General features: G+C 60.5%; 16 protein-coding genes. 13 read left to right on the forward strand and 3 right to left on the reverse strand.

Features of this window, described 5'->3' with window-relative positions:
• Positions 1–152: 152 nt before the first annotated feature.
• The 7 genes from AB7M23_RS22315 (at position 153) to AB7M23_RS22345 (ending at position 8,433) form a co-directional block, all read left to right on the forward strand.
• Positions 153–467 carry a DUF883 family protein gene (locus tag AB7M23_RS22315; RefSeq protein WP_065761166.1) on the forward strand — a complete coding sequence of 105 codons (315 nt, stop codon included), beginning with the start codon at positions 153–155 and terminating at the stop codon, positions 465–467.
• A gap of 11 nt (positions 468–478) precedes the next feature.
• The gene (locus tag AB7M23_RS22320) at positions 479–853 is read left to right on the forward strand and encodes a phage holin family protein (RefSeq protein ID WP_065761165.1); all 375 of its coding nucleotides are present in this window, start codon (positions 479–481) and stop codon (positions 851–853) included.
• Positions 850–1,182: a hypothetical protein gene (locus AB7M23_RS22325; protein ID WP_099775415.1), complete on the forward strand. Its 333-nt coding sequence runs from the start codon at positions 850–852 to the stop codon at positions 1,180–1,182. Before AB7M23_RS22320 ends, AB7M23_RS22325 begins: the two co-directional genes overlap by 4 nt.
• Positions 1,183–1,270: 88 nt before the next feature.
• Complete coding sequence (locus tag AB7M23_RS22330; protein ID WP_454242054.1) at positions 1,271–2,434, forward strand: EAL domain-containing protein; 1,164 nt, start codon at positions 1,271–1,273, stop codon at positions 2,432–2,434.
• A 71-nt stretch (positions 2,435–2,505) separates the two neighbouring features.
• Positions 2,506–3,837: a deoxyguanosinetriphosphate triphosphohydrolase gene (locus AB7M23_RS22335; RefSeq protein WP_099776744.1), complete on the forward strand. Its 1,332-nt coding sequence runs from the start codon at positions 2,506–2,508 to the stop codon at positions 3,835–3,837.
• A 310-nt stretch (positions 3,838–4,147) separates the two neighbouring features.
• Positions 4,148–4,774 carry a response regulator gene (locus AB7M23_RS22340; protein WP_454242055.1) on the forward strand — a complete coding sequence of 209 codons (627 nt, stop codon included), beginning with the start codon at positions 4,148–4,150 and terminating at the stop codon, positions 4,772–4,774.
• Positions 4,771–8,433 (forward strand): transporter substrate-binding domain-containing protein, encoded by a 3,663-nt coding sequence (locus AB7M23_RS22345; protein WP_454242056.1) that lies wholly within the window; start codon positions 4,771–4,773, stop codon positions 8,431–8,433. Before AB7M23_RS22340 ends, AB7M23_RS22345 begins: the two co-directional genes overlap by 4 nt.
• Positions 8,434–8,499: 66 nt before the next feature.
• Here AB7M23_RS22345 and AB7M23_RS22350 read toward each other — a convergent pair whose 3' ends face one another.
• Complete coding sequence (locus AB7M23_RS22350; protein ID WP_065761161.1) at positions 8,500–8,844, reverse strand: YggL 50S ribosome-binding family protein; 345 nt, start codon at positions 8,842–8,844, stop codon at positions 8,500–8,502.
• Positions 8,845–9,093: 249 nt separating this feature from the next.
• Between AB7M23_RS22350 and dacB the strand changes: the two genes are divergently transcribed.
• Positions 9,094–10,557, forward strand: coding sequence for a D-alanyl-D-alanine carboxypeptidase/D-alanyl-D-alanine endopeptidase (gene dacB / locus AB7M23_RS22355; RefSeq protein WP_454242057.1), 1,464 nt, complete (start codon positions 9,094–9,096; stop codon positions 10,555–10,557).
• Positions 10,558–10,692: 135 nt separating this feature from the next.
• Here the strand turns inward: dacB and rlmKL are convergent, their stop codons facing one another.
• Positions 10,693–12,888: a bifunctional 23S rRNA (guanine(2069)-N(7))-methyltransferase RlmK/23S rRNA (guanine(2445)-N(2))-methyltransferase RlmL gene (gene rlmKL, locus AB7M23_RS22360; protein ID WP_454242058.1), complete on the reverse strand. Its 2,196-nt coding sequence runs from the start codon at positions 12,886–12,888 to the stop codon at positions 10,693–10,695.
• Between the two features lie 542 nt (positions 12,889–13,430).
• Between rlmKL and rmf the strand changes: the two genes are divergently transcribed.
• Positions 13,431–13,646, forward strand: coding sequence for a ribosome modulation factor (gene rmf / locus AB7M23_RS22365; RefSeq protein ID WP_010223328.1), 216 nt, complete (start codon positions 13,431–13,433; stop codon positions 13,644–13,646).
• A gap of 94 nt (positions 13,647–13,740) precedes the next feature.
• On the opposite strand, the gene AB7M23_RS22370 is transcribed toward rmf, so the two are convergent.
• Positions 13,741–14,766, reverse strand: coding sequence for a quinone-dependent dihydroorotate dehydrogenase (locus AB7M23_RS22370; RefSeq protein ID WP_330522944.1), 1,026 nt, complete (start codon positions 14,764–14,766; stop codon positions 13,741–13,743).
• A 159-nt stretch (positions 14,767–14,925) separates the two neighbouring features.
• On the opposite strand from AB7M23_RS22370, the gene AB7M23_RS22375 reads away from it, so the two are divergent.
• From AB7M23_RS22375 to AB7M23_RS22390, 4 genes are all read left to right on the forward strand, one after another.
• The gene (locus AB7M23_RS22375; RefSeq protein WP_454242059.1) at positions 14,926–16,140 is read left to right on the forward strand and encodes a CmpA/NrtA family ABC transporter substrate-binding protein; all 1,215 of its coding nucleotides are present in this window, start codon (positions 14,926–14,928) and stop codon (positions 16,138–16,140) included.
• Positions 16,141–16,154: 14 nt separating this feature from the next.
• On the forward strand, positions 16,155–16,730 hold the full coding sequence (locus AB7M23_RS22380) for an ANTAR domain-containing response regulator (RefSeq protein WP_454242060.1): 576 nt from the start codon (positions 16,155–16,157) through the stop codon (positions 16,728–16,730).
• Between the two features lie 176 nt (positions 16,731–16,906).
• Positions 16,907–18,118 carry a nitrate/nitrite transporter gene (locus AB7M23_RS22385; protein ID WP_454242061.1) on the forward strand — a complete coding sequence of 404 codons (1,212 nt, stop codon included), beginning with the start codon at positions 16,907–16,909 and terminating at the stop codon, positions 18,116–18,118.
• A gap of 7 nt (positions 18,119–18,125) precedes the next feature.
• Complete coding sequence (locus AB7M23_RS22390; RefSeq protein ID WP_454242062.1) at positions 18,126–19,796, forward strand: protein kinase domain-containing protein; 1,671 nt, start codon at positions 18,126–18,128, stop codon at positions 19,794–19,796.

The following is a 19,796-nucleotide window of genomic DNA, read 5'->3' on the forward strand; positions in this document are numbered from 1 at the left end:
GGGTTAAGGTTTATCCACCAGCCTCGGGCCTTGCGCCCAGATTCAGCGCAAGAACGAGCACGGATGCACCAAAGCACAGCAAAAGCTGTACCAGTGAACCTTTGATACCGCTGCACACTCGAACTATTCACATGCCTCTGAGGGAAACGCCCATGACCAGCAAAATGGCAAAGAATGCTCAAGAAACCCTGATGGCCGATTTCCAGACCCTGGTGCGTGACACCGAAAAACTGCTGGAACATACCGCGACACTGGCCGGCGACCAGGCGGATGAACTGCGCACCCAAATCCACGACAGCCTGCTGCGCGCCCGAGAAACCCTGAAATTGACCGAAGACTCTCTGCGCGAGCGCGGTCAGGCAGCCTTGGGCGCCACCGAGGAGTATGTACAAAGCAACCCATGGCGCTCGGTGGGTATCGCGGCGGGTGTCGGCCTCCTGATTGGCCTGCTGGCCAGCCGTCGCTGAGGCCCTGCGGTATGGAAACCGAAACAACCAACAACGGGCCGTCTTCCCGACGGCTCGGTGCCGCCGTCCTGGGCCTGCTGCACGGCCATGTGGAACTGTTCGGTATCGAGTTGCAGGAACAGAAAACGCGAAGCCTCGGCCTGCTGCTGCTGGCCGGGCTGGCCTTGGTGTTCACACTGCTGCTGCTGGGCGCATTGTCCGTGCTGGTACTGATCCTGCTCTGGGACAGCTACCGACTGGCCGGGATCATTGGCCTGTGTGTGTTCCATGGATTGGCGGCGCTGTTTTGCGGCTTGCGCCTGAAGGCGCTGATATCCGACGAGACCTCCCCCTTCAGTGCAACCCTTGAAGAACTGGCCAAAGACCGGGAGCGCCTGTTGCCATGAGCCTGTCCCAGCTACCCCACAAACCTAACCGCCATGACCTGCGCAAGGCGCTGGTGCGCTTGCAAATGGAAATGCACCGCCAGGAAATCCGCCAGGCCTCGGGTGAGCTGCTCGAGCCACTGACTCGCCTGAAAAAAATGACGGGCAACCTGCAGGATGGCCTGGGTATCAAACACGCGCCGCTCTGGGGGCTGGGCGCGGTTGTCGCCTTGGGTTTCCTCACCGGCAAGGGCGCCAGAAGCGGCAATCTTGCTCGCCTGATTCGCCTGGGCAGCAGCCTGATTCCCTTGATCAGGGTATTCATGCAGCCCCCCTCTGGAAGACCCTGAGCAAACTGGCTGCATTCTTGCAGCGTCGGCCAGCAGGCCTTGCACTGGCAAGGCCTCGTTGCCAACCCACTTCACCTGAGGAGCCGCCGTGTTCGACGGGCAACCGCTCGCCTGCTTTCAGCCCTTCATCGATACTGCCACAGGCCGTATCGCCGGCGTGGAAGCCCTTGGACGCTTGCGCCAAGCCGACGGCTCGCTGCAGAGCGTCGGCGCGCTGTTCAACGATCCTTCACTGCCCATAGACAACCTGCGCGAACTTGATCGGCAACTGCGTCAACATGCCCTGCGACAGTTCCATCTAGCCCCTGAGGACTGGTTTCTCAGCCTGAATATTTCCCCGCGCTGGGTCAGTGAGCTGGCGACCGGGCAACCGCTGCCAAGCTTGATGCAGTTAGAAAAAGAGGGTATCGATCCACAGCGGGTGGTGTTCGAGATCACCGAACTCAGTGGTGACCCGCAACGCCTGGCCGAGGTGGTCAAGCGCTATCGCCAAGCCGGTGCACGGATCGCCATTGATGATTTCGGCGCTGGCTACTCCCAATTGGACCGGGTGCTGGCGCTGCAGCCCGACATCCTCAAACTGGACATGCGCCTGTTTCAAGCCGCCGCTCGAGGCGGGCCCAGTAGCGAAGTGGTAAAAGCCCTCGCGCAGATGGCGGAAAAGACGGGCTGCTGGATCATCGCCGAAGGGGTCGAGACTGAAGCGGAGCTGAACTTCGCGCTCGAGTGCGGTGCACGCTTCGTCCAGGGGTTTCTGTTTGCACAGGCCGAACTCGACTTCTTCCCGGCCGAGGCTTTTGTCGAACGTTTTGCTCATCTGCGCCAACAGTACGTCCATGGCAAGCTTGACGAGCGCAAACGCTTGATGGACATGCGCCGCAAGCTGAGCACCCTGATGCCACAACTGCACGCCTGGGCCATGGCGAAGGCACCGCTCAAGCAGCTGCCACAGCTGGACGCCTACCCCTGGGTATTACGCTTTTTTCAATGTGACCGCCATGGTACCCAACTGACCCCGAATCTGGAGTGGCGGGAGCGTCGCTGGCATAGCGATGCCAGCTATCTGGGCCACAACTGGTCCTGGCGCCCCTACTTTTATCAACTGCTCGCTGAAGGCTGGGAAGAGCGTCGACTGATCCTCTCGACCACCTACCGCGATGCTACCAGCAACCAGTATTGCCTGACGGCAGGACAGTTTTTCGATGAAGGTCGACGCTTGTTGTTGATCGATGTCGACGCTGCCGGGCTATGAGACTTGCAGCCGAGCGCTCGACACAGGAAGCTAGGGCATGACTGCCTTGCACCTGACCTGGAGAAATGGCCTTGGATTGGCACACCCTGCTTACCCGCGAACGCCTTGGTAAAACCCTGCACAGCCCCGAAGAGCTCGGGCGTAGCCCGTTCCACAAAGACCATGACCGCATCATCTTCTCCGGCGCCTTCCGCCGCCTGGGGCGCAAGACCCAGGTCCACCCGGTGTCAAGCAACGACCATATCCACACCCGCCTGACCCACTCCCTGGAAGTCAGTTGCGTGGGCCGCTCACTGGGCATGCGTGTCGGGGAAACCCTGCGCGATAGCCTGCCCCAATGGTGTGAACCCAGTGACCTGGGCATGGTGGTTCAGTCGGCCTGCCTGGCCCATGACATTGGTAATCCACCGTTCGGCCATTCTGGCGAAGACGCCATACGCCACTGGTTTCAGCAAGCGGCCGGGCGCGGCTGGCTGGATGCAATGAGCGACGCCGAGCGTGCCGACTTCCTCAACTTTGAAGGCAATGCCCAGGGCTTTCGCGTGCTGACACAACTGGAATACCACCAGTTCGATGGCGGCACCCGTTTGACCTATGCAACGCTGGGCACCTACCTGAAATACCCGTGGACCGCGCGCCATGCCGACGCACTTGGCTACAAGAAGCACAAGTTCGGCTGTTATCAAAGCGAACTGCCGCTGCTTGAGCAGATCGCCCGAAAGCTGGGCCTGCCGCAACTGGAAGAACAGCGCTGGGCGCGCCATCCACTGGTCTACCTGATGGAGGCAGCAGACGACATCTGCTATGCCCTCATCGACCTTGAGGATGGCCTTGAGATGGAGTTGCTGGACTATGCCGAAGTCGAGTCGCTGTTGCTTGGCCTGGTCGGCGATGACCTACCGGAAACCTACCGCCAACTCGGCCCCGCTGATTCGCGTCGACGCAAACTGGCGATCCTGCGCGGCAAGGCCATCGAGCACCTCACCAACGCCGCGGCCCGTGCCTTTGTCGAGCAGCAACCCGCGCTGCTCGCCGGCACGCTGCAGGGGGATCTGGTCGAACATATGCACGGTCCGGCCAAGCGTTGCGTACTCCAGGCCAAGGACATGGCGCGCAAAAAAATCTTCCAGGACAAACGCAAGACACTGCATGAAATCGGCGCCTACACCACACTGGAAATCCTCCTCAACTCGTTCTGTGGTGCAGCCTTGGAACAGCATGGTGGGCGCACGCCCTCGTTCAAGCACCGTCGCATTCTCGACCTGCTCGGCAACAATGCGCCGAACCCGGCAGGCTCCCTGCACAACTCATTCATGCGCATGATCGACTTCATCGCCGGGATGACCGACAGCTATGCCAGCGAGATGGCGCGCGAAATGACCGGGCGTTCGAGCCTGGTCTGAGCCGACGCCCGCCCACAAGAGTCCTGCCCGTCAGGACTCTTGTACAGCAGAAGCTTACATACCAAATTAACTCGCTCTGTAAGAAACAACCTACAAATACAACAAATAACTTAAACAGTTCGTAAAACGCGCAACAAATTGATTAAAAAACAGCATTGACACAACAAGTATCGAGCTAAACGCGTAGTCCTACACTGTTTAAATTGTAGGAATTATCCCATATTGGCCACTCTCCCCCCTGTATGCCTGCGCACCGGTCTACATCTGAGCTAAGGTGCGCCCTCCTATTGGTTCCCACCGGAAGAGGCCTATGTATTCTGTTTTTATTGTTGATGATCACCCGGTCATACGTTTAGCCGTGCGCATGCTGTTGGAGAATGAAGGCTACCAGGTAGCCGGCGAATCGGATAACGGCGTAGATGCCATGCAAATGGTTCGAGAATGCCAGCCGGACCTTATTATTCTGGACATCAGCATCCCGAAACTCGACGGGTTGGAAGTGCTTTCACGCTTTCATGCCATGTCGCTCCCCTTCAAGATACTGGTGCTGACGGCCCAGTCCCCAACACTGTTTGCCATGCGCTGCATGCAGTCGGGCGCCAGCGGCTATGTGTGCAAGCAAGAAGACCTCAGCGAACTGCTCAGCGCCATAAAAGCGGTACTGTCGGGATACAACTACTTTCCTAGCCAAGCCCTTACTCACGCCCGGGACGCTGAAAACACCAACAACGAGATTGATCTCTTCAAACTCGTCAATGACCGGGAACTTATGGTGCTGCAACTCTTTGCCCAAGGCAGGAGTAACAAGGAAATTGCCAAAGGCATGTTTCTCAGTAACAAGACCGTGAGCACTTACAAGAAGCGCCTGATGCAAAAGCTCAGGGCAAACTCGCTGGTGGAATTGATTGAAATGGCAAAACGCAATGCACTGGTATGAAGAGCGCCATGGTGAAGCACTTCACTGCCGCATGCATGCTGGCGATATCCGCCTGTACCTGGCAGGCGGCAATGGCCGAGGTCGACCAACCGGGTCAGTATGCCCTGCTTAGCCGCTCGGGCCCGGTTCGGATCAACATCACCCTGACACCAGAGCAGACACAATGGCTCAATGACAAGCACGAACTGATACTGGGTACCTCAGCGCCGGATTACCCCCCGTTCGACATGACCGCCAGCGGCCGTGACTACGAGGGCCTGACGGCGGACTACGCCGGCTTGCTGAGCAATACGCTCGATATCCCGATTCGCGTCGAACGTTTCGCCAACCGAGAGGATGCCGTTCGCGCACTGACGGAGGGCAGGATCGATCTGCTGGGCAGCGCCAACGGCTACGAGGCCGGCGCACAGGGCGTCGTACTCTCACACCCCTACGCGATTGATCAACCGGTACTGGTCACCCGCGAAGACGAAAGCAGGCCACTCAACACCGGCCTGGCCAATCTGCGCTTGAGCATGGTTTACCATTACTTGCCATTGGACGAGGTACGCACCACCTACCCCAAAGCGACCACCCACACCTACGTGTCCTACCAGCACGCACTCAATGCCGTGGCGTTCGATCAGGCCGATGTTTTTCTCGGCGATACCATCTCGACACACTACATGATCAACCAGGGCTACTTGCAGAACGTCAAGATGGCCAACTTCGGCAAACACGAACCCGTGGGGTTCAGCTTTGCCCTGCGTAGCGACAACCAGATGCTGCTGGGGATGGTCAACGCAACACTCAGTGCGGTATCCAGCGCCACGCGGGAACGCATCTTCCAGCGCTGGAGCGCAGGCAGCGGGGTCTTGCTGAGCGACCGCAAACTGCAACTGTCCAAGCGCGAAGAGCGCTGGCTGGGTGAGCATCCCGTGGTACGCGTGGTGGTCAACGAAAACGCTGCACCGCTGACCTTCTTTGACAGTTCCGGCAATTTTCGCGGCATCGCCGCCGACCTGCTCGAACTGATTCGCTTGCGCACGGGGCTGCGCTTCGAGGTGCAACGCACCACGGGCATCAGCGACATGATCCACCGTATCGACAACAACAATGCCGATGTGATCGCCGCCATTTCGCCCAGCGCCGAGCGCGATGCCACGCTCGCGATCAGTCGGCCCTACCTGGAAAACTCCTATGTCCTGGTGACGCGCAAGGGATCGGATCAGCCAACCAGCCTGGAGCAATTGCAAGGCAAGCGGGTAGCACTGACCCGAGGCAGCACGGTCATCAACCTGCTGCGCCAACGTTTTCCAACGATTCAACTGGTCGAGACAGAAAGCACCTCAACGTCAACCTCGCTGCTCGCCCAAGGCCAGGTGGACGGTACGATCACGGCGTTGATCAATGCCAATTTCAGCATGGCCTCCGAGCCGGATCTGATCATTCGCTCGACGGTCGGCGCCGAGCCGTCAAACTTTTCGATGGCCACGGCCAAAGGCGCCCAGGAACTCAGTTCGATTCTCGACAAGGCCTTGTTGAGCATCACCCCCGAAGAGCTGGGCGTCATCAACAGCCGCTGGCGCGGCTACAGCGCCGGTGGTGACTCGTACTGGCGCAATCATCAGCGCCTGATCGTACAGATCATTCTCGGTACCGCTGCGCTACTGCTGCTATCGCTGGCCTGGAACGCCTGGATGCGTCGGCAGATCAAACAGCGTGAAGCGGCTGAGCGCGCCCTCAACGACCAGTTGGCCTTCATGCGTGCAATGGTCAACGGCACCCCACACCCCATCTATGTCCGGGATCGCCAGGGGCTGCTGCAAACCTGCAACGAAAGCTACCTGGAGGCGCTTGAGGCCAAAGCGGAAGCGGTGCTCGGCAAGCCGGTGCCATCCGGCGGAAAAGGTGGAAAGCGCCAGGCGCGAAAGATCCATGCGGACTACGAGATGGTCATGAAGCAGGGTACACCGCTGATCGGTGATCGCCCCCTGCTGCTCAAGGACCGGCAATTGACCATCTATCACTGGATCCTGCCGTACCGCGACTCGCTGGGTGAGGTTCAGGGCATCATCGGCGGCTGGATCGACATCAGCGAACGCCGCCAACTGATCGAAGACCTGCGCCTGGCGAAGAAACAGGCCGACGAGGCCAACCGTGCCAAGAGCACCTTCCTGGCCACCATGAGCCATGAAATCCGTACCCCCATGAATGCGGTGATCGGCATGCTTGAACTGGCGCTCAAACGCGCCGAAAAGGGTCAGCTCGACCAACTGGCCATCGAAGTCGCACACAACTCGGCGACCGACCTGCTGGCATTGATTGGTGACATTCTGGACATTGCCCGCATCGAATCCGGCCACCTGAGCCTGGCGCCGGAGCGCGTCAATCTGGCCGAACTGGTGGAGTCAGTAGGACGGGTGTTCGACGGGCTGGCTCGTCAGAAAGGCCTGCGCCTGAACATGGACATCGCCATCAATGCTCAACGCGATGTATTGCTCGACCCGCTTCGCTTCAAGCAGATCCTGTCCAACCTGGTCAGCAACGCCATCAAATTTACCGAACGTGGCCATGTCACTGTACATGCGTCCCTGTACCCGAACCCGGGTGCCAGCGGGCTGACCCTGGAAATGTCAGTGCAGGACACCGGCATCGGCATCAGCCAAAGCGACCAGCAACGCCTGTTCCATCCCTTTGCCCAAGTCTCCCCCGAGAGCCAGTTGGCCCGCAGTGGCACCGGCCTGGGCCTGGTGATCAGTCGCAACCTGTGTGAAATGATGGGTGGCCGGCTGATCCTTCACAGTCAACCGGGGCACGGTACCGATGTTCAGGTCAGCATGCCGCTGACCGGGCTTGAGGCCTGCACCGAAACCCAGGCACCGGAACCGGAAACACCCGCAGTGCCGGCGGAACTGAGCGTACTGGTCGTCGACGATCATCCGGCCAACCTGTTGTTGATGGCTCAGCAACTGGATTATCTGGGCGTGCGCCACACCAGCGCCGAGGACGGCCTGAGCGGGCTGCACGCCTGGAAGCAGGGGCATTTCGATGTCCTTATCATCGATTGCAACATGCCGCGAATGAACGGCTACCAGCTTGCCCAGGCCATTCGCGAGCACGAGCAGCAACACGGGCTGACTCGCTGCACCCTGTGGGGTTACACCGCCAACGCCCAGCCAGAGGCTCGTGGGCAGTGCCTACAGGCCGGCATGGATGACTGCCTGCTCAAACCGATCAGCCTCAGAGCCCTTGGCCAGCGCCTGGCACAAGCACCGCTGCTGCCCCATGCGCCACACGTGGCACACGTCGCCGAACTGGACCTTGAGCGCCTGGAACCTGTGGTAGGTAGCTCTCGCAGCGATCTGCGCCGCCTGCTCGAACAACTGCTGCAAAGCAATCAGCGCGACCGGCAGACATTGCTGGAGCTCGACACACGGGGGTCGCCAGAAGCCTTGATGGACCATGCCCACAAGGTACTTGGGGCGGCACGTATCGTTCAGGCATCAGCCTTGATGGACGCCTGCGAACAGTTGGAGCACGCGTGCAGCAAAAATGCCCAGGAACCGGTAATCCGGCGTCGGCGCCAACGGCTGTTGCGGGAAATGCAGACGTTCGAACTGGCCTTGCAGGAAAAAATTACAGAGCTGAGCGCTGTAACAAGCCTGCAGGAGGAGTGAGGAGGAAGCAAAACAAGGCAGGCAAAACTGAAAACGGCAGCCCTTAGGCTGCCGTTTCACTGGATATCAAGCAACCGGATTGATTTCGTTTTCCGGGTACCAGGCATCGAGCAGCGGGCTGAGCTCGATCTTGGTCAGCTCGTTGCGAGCCTTCAACCAAGCCTCGACAGCAGCGCGTTGCGCTTCAGTCACCGAGCCACGCTTGGCCGAGCAGACCAGGCCGAAGTCATCGCCGCCGACATAGTCCAGGCCGTTGGCGTCCATGGCTTCTACAAGAAAGGCATCGAGGAAGGCATCGACAGCTTCTTCGGTCAGATCTTCCTTGAACTCCAGGTTCAGTTCGAAGCCCAGCTCCTGGAATTCACCCACGCAGAGCTTTTTACGCAAACGGCGGGAACGGTTGGTCGCCATGAAACAATCCTCTTAAGTAATAACGCGCCGCACTCTATCAGTTTTGCCTCCCCGGTGCCCGATTAAAACGCCACGGCAGGAAAACCGACTGCCATGAACAGCGGGCTTTCAAGTCAAAACCAAGGTCGATGAAGCCGCCCATCGCTGCGCAGCTTGGGGCATAATGCACGCATTATTTTTGTCATACCGGGGCGTCCATCTTATATCGCCTCGTTTTTTTCACCCCTCGCTCGCAGGGTTCTACCTCAGATGATCAAATCACTACGCCCTCTTCTTGTTGCCGGCCTTTTACTGCCACTGGCATTGCCAAGCCATGCGGCTGCCGTCAACACGACCCTTTCGCCGAAAGTCGAACAGGCCCTGAAGACCAACAAACTGCAGGAATCGGCCCTGTCGCTGGTGATGCTGCCACTCAATGGCCCCGGAACGCCCACCGTGTTCAATGCCGATGTCTCGGTCAACCCGGCCTCGACCATGAAACTGGTCACCACCTATGCCGCACTGGAGATGCTCGGCCCCACCCATCAGTGGAAAACCGAGTTCTACAGTGACGGCCCGCTGAGCAACGGGGTGCTGCAAGGCAACCTGTACCTCAAGGGTGGCGGCGATCCCAAGCTGAACATGGAAAAACTCTGGCTGCTGATGCGTGACCTTCGCGCCAATGGCGTTCAACGCATTACCGGCGACCTGGTGCTCGACCGCAGCCATTTCGTCCAGCCCCAACTGCCCCAGTTCAATGATGACGGCGGCGATGAGAACAAGCCGTTTCTGGTCAAGCCCGACGCCTTGATGATCAACCTCAAGGCCCTGCGTTTCGTTGCCCGTAACGATGGCGGCAAAGTGCTGGTGTCGGTCGAACCACCGATCGCCACCATCCACATCGACAATCAGGTCAAGGCCGTAGCCGGCAAGCAGTGCGCGGGCGATGTGCGCTACAACCCGATAACACGGGCCGATGGCATCACCGTGGTCGTCAGTGGTCAATTGGGCGAAGGCTGCAATTCTCAAACCTACCTCTCCCTGCTTGATCACCCCACCTATGCCGCCGGTGCAGTACGGGCAATCTGGAACGAGCTGGGCGGCAGCATCGACGGCCGCGACCGGGTCGACGCCTTGCCGAAGAATGCCCGCCTTCTGGCTCGGGCATTCTCCCCGGACCTGGTCGAGATCATTCGTGATATCAACAAGTACAGCAACAACACCATGGCCCAACAGCTGTTCCTCAGCCTGGGCGCGCAATACCGCACCGACGCCGATGGCGATGATGCGCGCGCAGCTCAACGCGTGGTCCGTCAGTGGTTGGCGAAAAAGGGCATTACTGCGCCGCACCTGATCATGGAAAACGGCTCAGGCCTGTCGCGTGCCGAACGGATCAGCGCGCGCGAAATGGCGACGCTGCTACAAGCCGCCTGGAAGAGCCCCTATGCCGCCGAGTTCATCAGTTCGATGCCGCTGACCGGCATGGATGGCACCATGCGCAAGCGCCTCAAGCGCACCGCCATGGCCGGCGAAGCCCACATCAAGACCGGTACCCTGAACACCGTACGCGCCATTGCGGGCTACAGCCGCGACAGCAACGGCAATACCTGGGCCGTGGTAGCGATCCTCAACGACCCAAAACCTTGGGGCGCTTCGGCGATTCTTGACCAGGTGCTGCTGGACCTGTACCGCCAACCCAAGCTGATGAACAGCACGGCGGCCGTACAACCTTGAGGCCAAGGCCCTGACAGGGACAGATAGGCACCGAAGGCTGTACAGGTAGCGCACCTGTACAGCCTTCGACGGTTTCGGGGCACCCTCGCCGAGGCTTGATAACCAAGGCGTTGAGCACCCCACAATCAAACGGACTCAGCGCGCCTGAATCTTCCAGGCACGGTGGATCTTGCTGTTGCGTGCAAAGTCCGGGTCCAGTGTCTGGGCGCTGATTTCCTCTACGGCATAACGCTCGCTCAGACGCTCATCCAGCTGGAACTTGCGGAAGTTGTTCGAGAAGTACAACACACCGCCCGGCGCCAGCCGTGCAACCGCCAGGTCCAGCAGCTCGACATGGTCACGCTGAACGTCGAATACACCTTCCATCCGCTTGGAGTTGGAGAAGGTCGGCGGGTCGATGAAGATCAGATCGTATTCGTCGCGACACGCCTGCAACCAGGCCATCACATCGCCCTGCTCCAGGCGGTTCTTGTCCGAGAAACCGTTGAGCGAGAAATTGCGCCGCGCCCAATCCAGGTAGGTGCGTGACAGGTCGACACTCATGGTGCTGCGCGCACCGCCCTTGGCCGCATGCACGCTGGCCGTAGCTGTGTAGCAGAACAGGTTGAGGAAACGCTTGCCGGCTGCTTCACGCTGGATGCGCATCCGCATCGGGCGATGGTCGAGGAACAGGCCGGTGTCCAGGTAGTCAGTCAGGTTGACCAGCAGCTTCACCCCGCCTTCATTGACTTCAGTGAACTGCCCCTGAGTGTTCTGCCGTTCGTACTGGCGAGTACCGGACTGCCGCTCGCGGCGCTTGACCACCACACGGCTCTGATCGATACCGAGGGCTTGAGGAATGGCCGCCAAGGCGTCGAACAAACGCGCCTGCGCCTTTTCCGGATCGATCGAACGGGGTGCCGCGTACTCCTGCACATGCACCCAATCCTGATAAAGATCGATGGCCAGTGCGTACTCCGGCATGTCGGCATCATAAAGGCGGTAGCAACTGATGTTCTCGCGCTTGGCCCACTTGCCCAGTTGCTTGAGGTTCTTCTGCAGGCGGTTGGCAAACATCTGCCCGCCTTCACTCAGGCGTGCAGGCTCGCTGGCCGATGCGGCGGTCGGTTGCGCGGTGTCATTGCCATCGCGCTCAGGCTGACGACGCTCACCCGTGACGAACTGATCCGGTTGTACCTTGATCAACAGCAGCTTGCACGGCAACGCGCCGTTCCAGAAGGCATACTGCTTGTGGCTGCGGATACCCATGCGCTTGCCCAGGTCCGGCGCACCGGTGAACACCGCCGCCTCCCAGTTCAGGCAGGCCTGACGCAGGCGCTCGCCCAGGTTCTGGTAAAGGTAGAGCAGGCTGGCTTCATCACCCAGACGCTCGCCGTAAGGCGGGTTACAGATGACCAGGCCTTTCTGATTCTGGTCTGGACGCGGCTCGAACGAACCCACCTCGCCCTGATAAATCTTCACCCAATCGCTCAACCCGGCGCGCTCGACGTTATTGCGCCCTGGCTGAATCAGTCGCGGGTCGGCTTCATAGCCACGAATCCACAGCGGTGGTCGCGCCAGGCCAGCCTCGGCACGCGCCAGGGCTTCGTCATGCAGCTTGCGCCACAGCGCCGGGACGTGGCCCAGCCAGGCACTGAAACCCCAGCGCTCGCGCTTGAGGTTCGGGGCGATGTCGGCAGCGATCATTGCCGCTTCGACCAGGAACGTACCAACACCACACATAGGGTCGGCCAGCGCGCCACCTTCGGCGGCAATGCGCGGCCAACCGGCACGGATCAACACCGCAGCGGCAAGGTTTTCCTTCAGTGGCGCAGCGCCTTGCTGCAGACGATAACCACGCTGGTGCAGGCTGTGCCCGGACAGGTCCAGCGACAGAATCGCTTCACCACGGTCCAGGCGCAGGTGCACACGCAGGTCCGGATTGAGCTTGTCGACCGACGGGCGCTCACCATTTGAAGTGCGCAGCTTGTCGACGATGGCGTCCTTGACCTTGAGCGCACCGAAGTGAGTATTGTCGATACCCGAGCCATGACCGCTGAACTCAACGGCCAGTGTCCCGGCGGCATCCAGATGATCGGCCCACTCGACGTCATGCACGCCGTAGTACAGGTCGTCGGCGTTCTTCATCGAGAAGCGCTTGAGCACCAACAGCACGCGGTTACCCAGGCGCGACCAGAGGCACAGGCGATAGGCGGTTTCCATGTCGGCCACGCCGCGAATGGCGGAAGTGTGCTCGCGCACCTCTTCAAGGCCAAGCCCGCGCGCCTCCTCGGCTAGCAGGCCTTCCAGGCCCTTGGGGCAGGTTAGGTAAAGTTCGAAACGGTCCGACATGAGTTTTCCAAGCCTTGAGCAATAAGTGAAAGGGCAAGCGCATCGCCCTTTCGATGTTTGATCGAACGCCCTTCCATCAAGCGCTCGAGTGGTACCCGAGCAGGGTACCGGACCACCCGGGAGAACAGACCCTTGCATGCGACAACGCAGCACTGATCACCGGGCAGAGTGAAAATATCCGTTACAAAAGAATCGTGATGACCCTTCGTCGTTTTCCTGGTTCAACTGAAGGTGACCTTCAGCACTGGCCAAATGACGCCATCTACGGGCAAAGCCTGATAATAGCGGCCTTTTCCGAGAATCCATCGCAGTAGCAATTTTTTACTTATCCTTGTGACCCTATGAAAGGTTACGTCCTTATGACAAATCGATCATTCACAGTGTGTCGTGCATTGGTTAGAAATCAAACTATGTTGTCACCGCAACGGGGCAACACTTACTGCTCGCCACGCCGGCAGCGAGCGCACACCGGCAGAACGATTCTGCCCGGCCTCAGACGAGGCCGACGGGACATTACAGTCAACAAGTGAGGGCAACACCCTATGAGAAGACTTAAGCGTGATCCGTTGGAACGAGCATTTTCACGTGGCTACCAATATGGGGTCACCGGCAAATCCCGCGAGCTTTGCCCTTTTACTCTACCGTCGGTTCGCCAAGCCTGGATCAACGGCTGGCGTGAAGGACGCGGCGACAACTGGGACGGTATGACCGGCACTGCGGGTATCCACAGACTCAACGAACTTCACGCCGTTGGCTGAACGAGGATCGAATTCAATTAACCATGCCAGCCCTATCCGGGCGGCGGGCTAAGGCCCAAGGGCCCCTGACGGGGCCCTTTTTTATGCCTGCGGTTCAGCGGCCTGGTAACGCGGCAATCGCGTCTACTGCTTCGCGAATCAGCGCAGGCCCTTTGTAGATGAAGCCCGAGTAAATCTGTACCAGGCTGGCGCCAGCAGCGATTTTTTCTGCTGCATGCCGCCCCTCGGTAATACCGCCTGCGGCGATGATTGGCATCTTACCGGCCAGCTCACCGGCAAGAATCTTCACCGTATGGGTACTCTTCGCCAGCACCGGCGCGCCCGAAAGACCGCCCGCCTCGTCAGCATGCGGCAAGCCTTCGACCCCTTCGCGACTGAGGGTGGTGTTGGTTGCGATCACCGCATCCATGCCCGACTCCAGCAACGTTGCAGCCACCAGCGCAGTTTCTTCGTCGCTCATGTCCGGCGCAATCTTGATGGCCAGCGGCACACGCTTGCCGTGCTGCGTCACCAGTTGCTCACGACGCTCGGCCAGGGCTTCAAGCAATTGCTTGAGCGAGTCACCGAACTGCAGGGTGCGCAGGCCGGGCGTATTCGGCGAACTGACGTTGACTGTCACATAGCTGGCATGGCTGTAGACCTTGTCCAGGCAGATCAGGTAGTCATCCACTGCACGCTCGACCGGCGTATCGAAGTTCTTGCCGATATTGATGCCGAGCACACCGCGGTATTTGGCGGCCTGCACACGGGCAAGCAGGTGGTCGACACCGAGGTTGTTGAAACCCATGCGGTTGATGATTGCCTGGGCTTCAGGCAAGCGAAACAGGCGTGGCTTGGGATTACCCGGCTGCGGTCGCGGGGTGACGGTACCGATCTCGACGAAACCAAAGCCCAACTGAGCGAAACCGTCGATGGCCGCGCCATTCTTGTCCAGGCCAGCGGCAAGGCCGACCGGGTTGTCGAACGACAGCCCCATCACCGTCACCGGCAAACGGGCCGGCGCCTTGGTCAGCAAACCGTTGATACCCAGACGACCACCGGCACCGATCAGGTCCAGGGACAGGTCGTGGGAGGTTTCCGGGGAAAGCTTGAACAGCAGCTGGCGGGCCAGGTTATACATGGGCGGGCTTAGCTCGACGGAAATAAAAGCGCGATTATAGCGGCGGCACAGGCCCGAGGACAGCGCCACGACCCCGCCCTGGCATATGGGTTGCTTTGTCACCTCCACGAAACCTGTCTGCATTCGGGCAGGCAAGAACGACAGAGCGGTCAACATCACGTGAACACTACTCTCCCGGCAAACCCACTGGCCTGGGTCAATGGCAGCGATGCGCCTGAAAAGCACAGCCTGGATATCGGCTTCATGGCCCTGACCGACTGCGCCCCACTGGTCGTGGCCGCCACCCAGGGGTTTGCCCAGCCCTACGGCCTGGCCCTCAACCTCAAGCGCCAAAGCTCATGGGCCAACCTGCGCGACAAGCTGATCAGCGGCGAACTGGATGCCGCTCACAGCCTGTATGGCCTTATCTATGCGGTGCACCTGGGCATCGGGGGTGGCACCACCACCGACATGGCGGTGCTGATGGGGCTTAATCAGAACGGGCAGAGCATCAACCTCTCCAAGGCGCTGCAAAACCTGGGCGTGACCGATCCTGAAGCATTGGAGCGCCACGCGCACCAAAACCAGACAAAACTGACCTTCGCCCAGACCTTCCCGACCGGCACCCACGCCATGTGGCTGTACTACTGGCTCGCCAGCCAGGGTATTCACCCATTGGAAGACGTCAACAGCGTGGTGATCCCGCCAATGCAAATGCCCGCGCACCTGCAGGCCGGCCGGATCGACGGTTTTTGTGTGGGTGAGCCCTGGGCAGCCAGTACTGTCGAGCAGGGGCTGGGCTTCACGCTGGCGACCAGCCAGTCGATCTGGCCAGACCACCCGGAGAAAGTACTCGGCTGCACGCTCGCCTTCGTCGAGCGCTACCCAAACACAGCGCGGGCACTGGTGATGGCGGTGTTGGCTGCCAGCCGGTTCATCGAACAGAGCCCTGAAAACCGCCGCAGCACCGCGCAACTGCTCAGCGGCCGCAGTTACCTCGACACCCCGGTCAGCCACATTGAACCGCGCCTGCTGGGCGACTACCACGACGGCCTTGGCAACCACTGGCACGACCCGCATGCCTTGCGCCTGCACGATAACGGCCGCGTCAACCTGCCCTACCTGTCAGACGGCATGTGGTTCATGACCCAGTTCCGCCGCTGGGGATTGTTACGTGACGACCCGGACTACCTGGCGGTTGCCCAGCGCATTCACCAGTTGACGCTGTACCGCGAAGCCGCCGGCGCATTGGGCGTGTCTTGCCCGGAATCGGCCATGCGCAGCAGCCAACTGATCGATGGAACGCGCTGGGACGGCACCGACCCGTATGGATATGCCCGCAGCTTTCGCCTGCATGCCCTGGCCGACACGCCCGTGGCGCGCGCCCAGCACTGAGAGGAAAGGCCCCTATGCTGCGTATCCTGCTGATCGACGACACCGAGAAAAAAGTCGGCCGACTCAAAGCTGCGCTGATCGAAAGCGGGTTCGAGGTTATTGAAGAATCCGGGCTGACCATCGACCTGCCGTTGCGCGTCGAAACGGTGCGCCCAGACGTCATTCTGATCGATACCGAGTCACCCGGCCGCGACGTGATGGAACAGGTGGTATTGGTCAACCGTGATCTTGCCCGACCGATCGTGCTGTTTACCGACGAACACGACCCCAAAATCATGCGCCAGGCCATCCATGCCGGCGTCAGCGCGTACATCGTCGAAGGCATTCAGGCCAGCCGCCTGCAACCGATTCTCGAGGTGGCCATGGCCCGCTTTGAGAGCGATCAGGCCCTACGTGCACAGCTGCAGGCCCGCGACCAGCAACTGGCAGAACGCAAGCGCATCGAACTGGCCAAGGGCTTATTGATGAAGATGAAGCATTGCAACGAAGAAGAGGCCTACACCTTGATGCGGCGCCAGGCCATGAGCAAGCAACAGAAACTGATTCAGGTTGCCGAGCAGGTCATTGCCATGAGCGATTTGCTTGGCTGATCGCCATTCTGGCCCGGCTCTTGCTAATTCGTAGTCACAGGTAGCCAACGGCGGTTGCCACACATCTCCGACAAAGACGTCGCTCGCCCTCCAGCTCAGGCTGGTCGGGCAGCGGCGTTTTTTTCGTTTCGCCCTCCGGGGTACGACTTCCGTTGCAATGCTGACCGAGGTGTTCGATGAATACGAGCTTCTGGAAATCTGGCCATATCCCAACCCTGTTTGCCGCCTTCCTGTATTTCGACCTTAGCTTCATGGTCTGGTACCTGCTGGGCCCGCTGGCCGTGCAAATCGCCAGCGACTTGCAGTTGACCACCCAACAACGCGGCCTGATGGTGGCGACACCGATTCTGTCGGGTGCCATCCTGCGCTTCATCATGGGCGTGCTGGTTGACCGATTGTCCCCGAAAACCGCCGGACTGATCGGCCAGGTGATTGTCATCACCGCACTGTTCTGCGCCTGGCGCCTGGGGATTCACAGCTACGAACAGGCGCTGCTGCTTGGGGTTTTCCTCGGTGTGGCCGGCGCCTCCTTTGCTGTCTCCCTGCCGCTGGCTTCACAGTGGTACCCGGCCCAACATCAGGGCAAGGCCATGGGCATTGCCGGCGCAGGAAACTCCGGCACCGTGTTTGCCGCCCTCTTGGCTCCGGTGCTGGCCGCCGGCTTTGGCTGGAGCAATGTCTTTGGTTTCGCCCTGATACCGCTGATCCTGACCCTGGCACTGTTCACCCTGCTGGCGCGCAACGCCCCGCAGCGCGCGAAACCCAAAGCCGTAGCTGATTACCTCAAAGCCCTCGGTGATCGTGACAGTTGGTGGTTCATGTTCTTCTACAGCGTCACCTTCGGCGGCTTTATCGGCCTGGCCAGTGCCCTGCCCGGCTACTTCAACGACCAGTACCATCTGGACCCCGTCACCGCCGGTTACTACACCGCGGCCTGCGTCTTCGGTGGCAGCCTGATGCGCCCGCTTGGCGGCGCATTGGCTGACCGCTTCGGCGGCATCCGCACACTGCTGGCCATGTACAGCCTGGCAGCCATCTGCATCGCCGCGGTCGGCTTCAACCTGCCCAGCGCCGTGGCCGCACTGGCGTTGTTCGTCATCGCCATGCTGGGCCTGGGTGCGGGGAACGGCGCCGTGTTCCAGTTGGTTCCGCAGCGCTTTCGCCAGGAAATCGGGGTAATGACCGGGCTGATCGGCATGGCCGGAGGCATCGGCGGTTTCCTTCTGGCAGCCGGCCTGGGGACAATCAAGCAACACAGCGGCGACTATCAACTGGGGCTGTGGTTGTTCGCCAGCCTGGGCGTACTGGCCTGGTTTGGCCTGCACGGTGTTAAACGCCGCTGGCGCACCACCTGGGGCTCGGCGGCGGTCACCGTCGCCCGCGTCTGAGGTAGCCATGGGCCTGCAATTGAGTGTTGCCCAGGCCAGCGCCATCGGCCCGCGCGAGGAAAACCAGGATGCACTGCGCCTGGTGACCCCCGCCCCCGAGCTGGCAGCCTGCAAGGGCTACCTGTTCGCCCTGGCCGACGGCGTCAGCCACTGTGCCGACGGCGGCCTGGCCGCACGGGCCACCCTGCAGGCCCTGGCCATGGACTACTACAGCACCCCTGCAACCTGGGGTGTCGCTCAGGCGCTGGAGCGCCTGCTACTCGCCCAAAACCGCTGGCTGCGGGCCAACGGCGGTGGCCAACCGCTACTGACCACACTGACCGCCCTGGTGCTACGTGGCCGACGCTTTACCCTCGCGCATGTCGGCGACTGTCGCGCCTACCGCTGGCATGCCGGTCAATTGCAGCGCCTGAGCCAGGACCATGTCTGGGATCAGCCCGGCATGCAGCACGTACTCAAACGCGCCCTCGGCCTGGATGAGCATCTGTTGGTGGACTTTCTCGAAGGTGAACTGCAGGCCGGCGAATGTTATGTGCTATTGAGCGACGGTGTCTGGGCCAGCCTGAATGAACAGCAAATCGCCGCTCATTTGCGCGAGCAGCCAGACCTGGACCAGGTGGCCCAGACACTGGTCAGTGCCGCCCATCACGCAGGCAGCCAGGACAATGCCAGCGCCTTGCTGGTGCGTATTGAGGAACCGGGGGCGGCCAACCTGGGCCACAGCCTTGCACAATTGCAAGACTGGCCGCTGCCTCCCAGCCTGCGCCCAGGGCAGGTTATCGATGGCTGGACCGTCGACAGCCTGCTCGCCCACAGCCGCCAATCACTGCTCTATCGCGTACATGACAACCAGCACCAGCACTGGTTGCTGAAAACCCTGCCAGCCACACGTCAGGACGACCCAGGTGCACAACAGGGCCTGCTGATGGAGGAATGGTTCCTGCGCCGGGTTGCCGGACGCTATTTCCCCGAGGTGCACACTGCTGGGCAACGCCAACACCTGTACTACCTGATGCGCGAGTACAACGGCCAGACCCTGGCCGAGCTGTTCCAGCGCGAAGGCCCCTTGCCATTGGAGAAATGGCAGAACGTCGCCCGCCAACTGCTGCGGGCGGTCGGCCAACTGCACCGACGCAACATCCTGCACCGCGATATCAAACCGGAAAACCTGCACCTTGCCGGGGACGACCAACTGCGCCTGCTGGACTTTGGTCTGGCCTACTGCCAAGGGCTGTCCGAGGCACCTATGGAGGACTTGCCCGGGACACCTTCGTTCATCGCTCCAGAAGCCTTCCAGGGCTGCCCACCCAGCGCACAACAAGATCTCTATGCAGCAGGCGTAACGCTCTTCTACCTGCTGACCGGTCAGTACCCCTATGGCGAGATCGAAGCCTTCCAGCACCCGCGCTTTGGCACACCCACCAGCGCAGCGCGCTTGCGACCCGATGTGCCCGACTGGCTGGAACGCAACCTGAGCCAGGCCATTGCTGCCGACCCACAACAACGTTATGAAACGGCCGAACAATGGCTATTGCAGCTTGAGCAGGGAGACCAACAGTCGTCAACAATGCGGCCTCGGCCACTGCTTGAGCGTGAACCCTTGAAAGTCTGGCGCGGCCTGGCGCTGCTGTCCCTGCTGCTCAACCTGATTCTGCTCCTGCACCTGCTGAAATCTTGA

The sequence above is a fragment of the Pseudomonas sp. HLS-6 TE3448 genome, assembly GCF_053629555.1.